Annotated in this window: 2 protein-coding genes; both read right to left on the bottom strand. The window is 70.4% G+C overall.

Translation table 11 applies throughout. The annotated features are described in order from the left end of the window. Nucleotides 1–22: 22 nt before the first annotated feature. Entirely contained in the window at nt 23–889 is an 867-nt protein-coding gene (locus tag ACWF94_RS39955) for a hypothetical protein (RefSeq protein WP_453500118.1), read from the bottom strand. A 194-nt stretch (nt 890–1083) separates the two neighbouring features. Further along, nucleotides 1084–1707 (bottom strand): hypothetical protein, encoded by a 624-nt coding sequence (locus ACWF94_RS39950; protein WP_453500116.1) that lies wholly within the window; start codon nt 1705–1707, stop codon nt 1084–1086. Between the last annotated feature and the right edge of the window lie 51 nt (nt 1708–1758).

The following is a 1758-nucleotide window of genomic DNA, read 5'->3' as shown; positions in this document are numbered from 1 at the left end:
GTCCGGCTCCCACCGCCGTGGACTACGCCTGATCGACGTCGTGGTCGTCGTGCAGGTAGCGGCAGTTCGCCGCCGCCGCCGACGTGCTCACCCGAACGGCCCGCAGATAGCACGCCCAGGTGATGACGTCGCAGACCTCCGGCCACCCGGCGATCCCGTCGAGGTCGGCCGTATCCGTCAGCAACTGGTCAACGGCTTCGGCCCACTGCGTGTGGTGGAGACCGCCGACCTGCCGGGCGCCGTTCCGGCAGGGCTCGTGCTCGTGCAGTACGTGACCGTCGCAGGCGATGACAGCCCGCAACTCGATCTGGGACTCTCCCCAGGTGTCCGACCACCGGCCAGGGTCCACGACCAACCAGCCGGCACCAGGGAAGTCGGCGAGCACGCGGCGGGTCAGCTCGTGTTCGAGGGCTGCGAGGAGTTCGCTCCGGACGGTGCTGTACCTGGCCCGCGTGATCTGGAGGGGACTCGGTTCCGTGGCCCGGATCAGGGCGTCCAGTATCCGCCTGGCCTCGGTGACAGAGTGACCGCACAGCCGGAGAACCCGCTGTCCGGCTTCGTCAGTGCCGACAGGGGTTCCCTGGGTTGTCCCGGCGAGGCGGGCGAGAGCGTCGGCGGCCTCGCCCCCCATCCCGAGTACCGTTACGTCGACCACCGTGTTTCCGTCCCGGCGGTGGATCAGAAGGTGACCGTCCACCGAGCCCGGCCCCTGCCACCGGACCTCCGTGTGGAGGTTGCACGGTGTGATGGCCATCTGGACGACTCGGCCGCGGAGCACGGCACACAGGGTCTGAGCGGCCCTGCGCTGAAGCACGGCCTCAAAGCCTGTCGCCGCGCGCAGGGTGTCCAGCGCCGCCGTGCGGCGCGTTCGTCGAGTGGGCTGCGTCATGAGGTACTCCTTGGATGGTGGTTCAGCCGGGCCGGTCGGCGTCCGCCCGCCGGGTTGCCCTCCCGGCGGGCGCGGCTGGGTTCGTGGCCGGACCTGGGGTCCGGCGCTGGCGGCAGTGGGGAGTTGGGGCCGTTCGGGGAAAAGGGCGGCGGCGGTGCCAACCGCCCTCCTCCCCCGGGCCTGGGGTTCAGGTACTAGTGGTCGCGGGCGATCAGGTCACGGGCCTGGGACACGAGAGCGGCCAGCCGGGCGAGGTGCTCGGGCGCACGGGCGAGTACCTCGGCCGCGCGGACGCCCGCCGGTACCGACAGCGGCTCGTGGCCGTTTTCGCTGGTTTGAAACTCGACGCTGATCTCAGCGACACGCGTGCCGTCGTCGGCGGCGATCTCCAGGTCAGCGCTGGCCGTATCGCGGTCGTGGGGCAGTTGGGCGGCCCTCGCCAGGTCCAGCCGGTAGTACCCTCGCGAGAGGACGGTGCACAGCGGTTCCCAACCGGCGCGGTTGTCCCCATTCAGGTGTGACACCCACTCCGACAGACCGTCTTGCGCATGAGGGTCTTCGATGTGACGCACTTCGTCGGAAGCCGTCCAGTACGTGCCGCGCGGGATGACGGCACCACGGTGTTCACCGACCAGCAGGGCAAGACCTGTGGCGTCGAACTCGGCGTCGTGGTCGAAGTCGGTGAGGATGTCGCGTACAGCAGCGGCGATCACCGTGCAGGCGACGCGGGCGCGGTGTGCGTCGGCGGCGGCGAGCCGGGCCTGGGCGGTGTCGATGGCGTTGACGAGTTCGCGTGGTCCGGGCAGGTGGTAGGTCACGAGTGCCTCCTGGTGTGATCGGTGAGGTGTCGGTGAGGGCCGGGGGCGCCT

The organism is Streptomyces sp. NPDC055078 (assembly GCF_053607985.1).
The sequence above is the reverse complement of the archived record's forward strand: the minus strand, read 5'-3'. Positions and strand labels throughout refer to the sequence as shown.